Raw genomic sequence first — 6,036 nt, 5'->3', positions numbered from 1 at the left:
CGCCGGGCGCCGTGGGCTTCGATTGGTTGGGGGGGGGCCCCCCCCCCGGCCGGGGCGCCGCTGCCGGCCGCGCCGGGCACGTAGCTGACCTTGCCGTCGGTGAGACGTGGCTCCTGGGCGAAGGCGCGCATGCCACCCTCGGCAATCGTGGTCGCATCGGCATGCATCAGGCCGGCGTCCATCAGTTCGCGGAACACGAAGCCGGGACCGCCAGCGGCGGCAAAACGGTTCACGTCGGCTTCGCCGTTCGGATAGACGCGGGCCAGCAGCGGCACGATCTGCGAGAGCTCATCCATGTCGTCCCAGGTGAGCACGATGCCTGCGGCACGGGCGACGGCGATCCAGTGGATGGTGTGGTTGGTCGAGCCGCCGGTGGCCATCAAGGCGACCACGGCATTGACGATGGCGCGTTCGTCGATCAGGTGGCCGAACGGGCGGAAGTCATTGCCGAGCGCGCTGATTTCCAATGCGCGTGCGGTGGCAGCACGGGTCAGCGCGTCGCGCAGCGGCAGTTCCGGGTTGACGAAGGAGGCGCCCGGCAGCTGCACGCCCATCGCTTCCAGCAGGACCTGGTTGGAGTTGGCGGTGCCATAGAAGGTGCAGGTGCCCGGCGCGTGGTACGAGGCGGATTCGGCTTCCAGCAGTTCTTCGCGGGTGGCCTCGCCGGCGGCGTAGCGCTCGCGGACTTCGGCTTTCTTCTTGTTCGGGATGCCCGGTGTCATCGGTCCGGCCGGCACGAATACCGCAGGCAGGTGACCAAAGGCGAGGGCGCCGATCAGCAGGCCGGGCACGATCTTGTCGCAGACGCCCAGATAGATGGTGGCGTCGAACATGTCGTGGCTGAGGCCAATCGCCGTTGCCTGCGCAATCACGTCACGCGAGAACAGCGACAGTTCCATGCCGCCACGGCCTTGGGTAACGCCGTCGCACATCGCCGGTACCGCGCCGGCAACCTGGGCGGTTGCGCCCAGCTCGCGTGCGGCATTGCGGATCAACTCCGGGTAATGCTCGAACGGCTGGTGTGCCGACAGCATGTCGTTGTACGAGGTGATGATGCCGAGGTTGGGCGTCACGTCACCGCGCAGCCGGTCCTTGTCGGTGGGCCCACAGGCAGCAAAGGCATGGGCCAGGTTGCCGCAGCTCAGGCGCGCGCGGAACGGGCCTTCGCGCAGCGCGGCATCAATCCCGGCCAGATAAGCCGCGCGCGACGGAGCGCTGCGCTGGCGGATGCGATCGGTGATGGCTTGGATTTTCGGATGCATGGCTTTATGGCTGGAATGAGGAGGGAGGTGCGGCTGGGAAAGCGGCGGGCTTCGGGTTCTGTTGTTTCGGGAAGGGCCATCTCCAGCTCTTGCGAGCGGCAGGCGAGGTCCATTCCCGGTTCCGGATCCGCTGGTTCCCGCTCAAGGACACCAATGCACGCGCAGCTTGTTGCCGGGCGCATTGATTGCAGCAAGGATCGGGTAGGTGTGCACGTCGCCGGATGCAAGTGCGGCTTCGAGCACTTCCAGCTTCTGCTTGCCGCGCACCAGCAGCAGGCGCTGGTTGGCCAACGCCAGGCCATGTGGGGTCAAGGTGATGCGCAGGGACCAGTGCTTGGCCACCGGGCAGCCGGTCGCATCCAATGCCGCATAAGGGTGTTTGCTCTGCAGTGCCTGCGCCAGGTCGGGCGAGCCGGGGAACAACGAAGCGGTATGGCCGTCATTGCCCATCCCCAGCACCACCAGACAGGGTGGCTGTGAATGCGTGGCGAGCAGGTTGGCGGTGTGCACGCATTCGGCGATCGGCAAGCCAATGCGGACCAACGGATCAAAATGCGCGCCCTCGGCATGACGCAGGAAGCTGTCACGTACCAGCCAGGCATTGCTGTCCTTGTCCTGCGGTGAAAGCCAGCGTTCGTCGGCCAGGCCAACCTCAACCCGTGCCCATTCCAGGCCCTGGTCGGACAATAGTTCGTAGATGGGAGCTGGCGTGGTGCCGCCAGACAGCAGCATGCGGGCGCGGCCGCGCTGTTCGATCTCCGCGCTCAGCAGGGCTGCCATTTCCTTGGCGACACCTTCGGTCCAGGCCTCTTCGTCAGCATGGCGGACAAGTGTGATGCGGTCGGAAACAGCGGCGTTCATGCGGTCACTCCAGAATGGGCGCGCTGCATGTCCAGCGCATAAGCAGTGGCACCGAGCAGGCCGGGGCAGGGATGGGTGATGGCCATCGACGGGATCTGCGACATCGTCGCGGAGAAGCGTCCCTTGCTTTCAAACCGTTGACGGAAGCCGGAATGCTGCAGCTGCTGCAGCAGGCGCGGTACCAGTCCACCGGTCAGGAACACGCCGTCCCAGGCGCCCTGCACCAACACCGCGTCACCGGCGACCGCACCGAATATCTCGAGGAATACTTCGACCGCACGACCCGCCAGCACATCACCTTCGGCAGCACGTGCGCTGACCTCGGCCGGTTGCAGCAGGCCCGGATCGGTACCGGCCATCTCGCAGATGGCCCGGTGGATGTTGACCAGGCCGGGACCGCAGACCAGGCGTTCGTTGGACACCCGCCCGAACTGCGCCGACAGGATTTCCAGGATGCGGATCTGTTCGGGCGAGTTCGGCGCAAAACTGGCATGGCCGCCTTCGGTGGCCAGCGGGTAGTTGCGACCATCGCGCACCACCAGTCCGCCAACCCCCAGGCCGGTGCCGGGGCCAAGCACGCAGTAGTTGCGTGATTCGCCCACCGCAGCGGGCTGCCAGCCAGCGCCGCCAACCTGCACGACATCGTCAACGCCGAGCAATGCAATCGACATGGCCTGGGCGACGAAGTCGTTGATCAGATGCAGCTGCTCGAAGCCGAGCTGCTCGGCAGTACGCGTGCGCGAGATGACCCACGGATGATTGGTGATGCGTGCTTCGTCACCATCGACCCGGCCTGCTACCGCGAACACACCGCTGCTGGCGGTCGCCCCACGCTGCTGCAGGTAATGCGCGGCGGCGTCGGCCAGCGACGCGAACTGCGCCACCGGATACTCGTCGATGCTGCCCTGATCCAGCGGCGCGGCGGCGGCGCGGTCGGCCAGCGCGAAGCGTGCGTTGGTGCCACCAATATCCGCTACCAGTACCAGGTCGGTGCTGGGGCTCACAGCCCCTGCTCCGGGCCCGCTTCGGCGGCAATGGATTCGGGCAGGAAGTCCTGTCCCAGACGCGGTCCCCAGCCGCCGGCCGGGTAGGGCTCCATCGGCAGGTCGGCGGCCTTCCAGGCATCGCTGACGCTGTCGATCCAGGCCCAGGCGGCACGGACTTCATCGTCGCGCACGAACAGTGCGTGGTTGCCGTTGAAGGCGTCCAGGAACAGGCGTTCGTAGGCGATGCGGCGGTGCAGGCCGGTGGGAACGGAAAGTTCGAGTTCCAGCGGCTGCAATTCGAGCGCACCCCATTCCGGGCCGGCCAGTGAGCTCATCAGGCCGAGCTGGATGTTTTCCTGCGGCTGCAGCTGGAAGGTCAGGCGGTTGGGGGTGGCGTTCTTGCGGTCCGGGCGCTCGAACAGCCAATGCGTCACCGGCTTGAGGTTGACCTCGATGCGGGTGGTGCGTTCTGGCAGGCGCTTGCCGGTAACCAGGTGGAACGGCACGCCGGCCCAGCGCCAGTTGTCGATATGTGCGGTGACGCCTACAAAGGTCTCGGCTTCGCTGCCTTCCGGCGGCTGGTAAGCCTGCGCGGGCTGGCCATTGATGGTGCCAGCGGTGTAGCGGCCGCGCACGCTGTCCTTGGCCGCGTGCTTGGCGTCGAGCGGGCGCAGGGCGCGCAGCACCTTCACCTTTTCGTCGCGGATGCGGTCGGCTTCCAGCGATGCAGGCGGTTCCATCGCGACCAGGCACAGCAGCTGCAGGATATGGCTCTGGACCATGTCGCGCAGTGCGCCGGAGCGCGAGTAATACGAGTCGCGGCCATCCACGCCGTCGCTCTCGGCGACAAGAATGTGCACCGAGGCGATGTAGTTACGGTTCCACACGGCTTCCAGCAAGGTATTGCCGAAGCGCAGCGCCATCAGGTTCTGTACCGCTGCCTTGCCAAGATAATGATCCAGGCGGAACACGCGGTCTTCGTCGATCAGCTTGCCGATCGACTGCAGGATCTCCTCGGCGCTGTCGCTGTCCGAGCCGATCGGCTTTTCCAGCATCAGGCGGTTGGGTGCAGCCAGCGCGCCGCCCAGTGCCAGGCCTTCGCAGGTGGAGATGTACAGCCCCGGGGGGATTGCCAGATAGCTGACGCAATTGCGGTGGACCAGGTCCTTGACCGCTTCGGCGACCGACTCGGCATTGCGCAGGTCCACCGAACGGTAGTCGATACGGTTGAGCAGGTTGCTGATGTCTTCCTGGCTGGCATGCGGCATGGCTGCTTCCAGGCGCGGACGCAGAAGGTCGCGGAATTTCTCGGTGTCATGCGGCGACAAGGCCAGTGCACGCACACGGAAATCTTCAGGGAGCAGACCGTCGCCAAGCAGGCGTAGCAGGGACGGGAACAGATAACGCTGGGCCAGATCGCCTGTGGCACCGAACAGGAAGAGGGTGTCGTGCATTGCGCGAGTTTCGGGTGCGGATGACATCGTTGTCAATTGTTCGTCTTCAAGGCCTGCGCCGCGATTGGGACGCCCGCGTCCTTCGGCGCGAGGGGGCGGGCGGGGGCAGTCTGGGCTTGTGCAATGCAGCATGCCGCGAGGGCGGGAGCGGGTCCGTGCAGCGGAGCTCAGGTGCCATGTAGGAACGACTGTGATGGTGCCATATGAATATGCTTACCGTGCACAATGTTTCGGATGTATACGATTGCAGGAAACTGTTCTCTTGCGGTAACGCAAGTGTTCCGCCGCATCAGGTTTCGACTCGCAACGAGGTAGTGATGGCCAAGGTTCAATTCGACGGTGTGCGCAAGGTGTATGACAACGGGCAGGTCGCCGTTGCCGGGGCCAGTTTCGATATCGCCGATGGCGAACTGATGGTGCTGGTGGGGCCGTCGGGCTGCGGCAAGTCCACACTGCTGCGAATGGTGGCGGGGCTGGAGGAGATCAGTGCTGGCCAGCTGCGCATCGACGAGCGGGTGGTCAATGATGTTGCGCCGAAGGATCGGGACATCGCGATGGTGTTCCAGAACTACGCGCTCTACCCGCATATGACCGTGGCCGAGAACCTGGGCTTCGGCTTGAAGCTGCGTGGGCATGACAAGGCCGAGGTGCAACGTCGTGTGCGGGAAGCCGCCGATTCGTTGGGTCTGACGTCGATGCTGGACAAGTTGCCGCGCGCGATGTCGGGTGGCCAGCGTCAGCGTGTTGCGCTGGGGCGTGCATTGGTGCGCGAGCCGGCGGTGTTCCTGCTGGATGAGCCGCTGTCCAATCTGGATGCAAAGCTGCGTCACTCGGTGCGTACCGAGATCGCGCAGCTGCATCGCAAACTGGGCACCACGATGATCTATGTCACCCATGACCAGGTCGAGGCGATGACGTTGGGCCAGCGCATCGTCGTGCTCAATGAAGGGGTGATCCAGCAGATCGATACCCCGATGGCGTTGTATGACAAGCCGGCCAATCTGTTTGTTGCAGGCTTCCTCGGTAGTCCGGCGATGAACATGTTGCGTGGGCAACTGCGGCGTGACGAAGCAGGCTCGGCGATGCTGTGGTTGGATGAGGGGCTTGGTATTGCACTCGGCGCTGTGTCACTGGGCGCGCAATGGTTCGACAAGCCGCTGGTGGTTGGCGTTCGGCCCGAGCACCTGCAGCCAGGTGGTGGTGCAGCCGCGTTCAAAGCGCGCATCGAAGGGTTGGAGCCGGTCGGAAACGAGATTTTCGTCAATCTGCGCTACGGCGAGCAGGCGCTGGTCATGCGGGTGCCGCCACAGCAGCTGCCGCAGGTCGGGCAGGAGATTGCGGTCGAGGTGAACGCATCGAAGCTGCATTTCTTTGATGCGGGCAGTGGCAGTGGCAGTCGCATCGAAGCGGAAGTTTGATCTCTGTAGTGCCGAGCCGTGCTCGGCTGGAGCTTTACCGGTAAAGCTTCTGCCG

Annotated in this window: 5 protein-coding genes; 1 reads left to right on the top strand and 4 read right to left on the bottom strand. The window is 64.9% G+C overall.

Features of this window, described 5'->3' with window-relative positions:
• From QMX78_RS19575 to zwf, 4 genes are all read right to left on the bottom strand, one after another.
• Positions 1–1,262: dihydroxy-acid dehydratase (locus tag QMX78_RS19575; RefSeq protein ID WP_282272726.1), on the bottom strand; the 1,262-nt coding region annotated here is incomplete at its 3' end.
• 141 nt (positions 1,263–1,403) lie between these two features.
• A complete protein-coding gene (pgl, locus tag QMX78_RS19570) occupies positions 1,404–2,123 on the bottom strand; it encodes a 6-phosphogluconolactonase (RefSeq protein WP_282272724.1) in 720 nt (239 codons plus the stop codon).
• Positions 2,120–3,127: a glucokinase gene (gene glk / locus QMX78_RS19565; RefSeq protein ID WP_282272722.1), complete on the bottom strand. Its 1,008-nt coding sequence runs from the start codon at positions 3,125–3,127 to the stop codon at positions 2,120–2,122. The genes pgl and glk overlap by 4 nt, the downstream gene beginning before the upstream one ends.
• On the bottom strand, positions 3,124–4,563 hold the full coding sequence (gene zwf / locus QMX78_RS19560) for a glucose-6-phosphate dehydrogenase (protein ID WP_343239303.1): 1,440 nt from the start codon (positions 4,561–4,563) through the stop codon (positions 3,124–3,126). Before zwf ends, glk begins: the two co-directional genes overlap by 4 nt.
• 317 nt (positions 4,564–4,880) lie before the next feature.
• Between zwf and ugpC the strand changes: the two genes are divergently transcribed.
• The gene (gene ugpC, locus QMX78_RS19555; protein ID WP_282272718.1) at positions 4,881–5,981 is read left to right on the top strand and encodes a sn-glycerol-3-phosphate ABC transporter ATP-binding protein UgpC; all 1,101 of its coding nucleotides are present in this window, start codon (positions 4,881–4,883) and stop codon (positions 5,979–5,981) included.
• Positions 5,982–6,036 lie beyond the last annotated feature (55 nt).

This window comes from Stenotrophomonas sp. PS02298 (assembly GCF_029959445.1).
GTDB lineage: Bacteria > Pseudomonadota > Gammaproteobacteria > Xanthomonadales > Xanthomonadaceae > Stenotrophomonas.
Note: the sequence above shows the minus strand (reverse complement) of the source record. Positions and strands in the feature narration are given on the sequence as shown.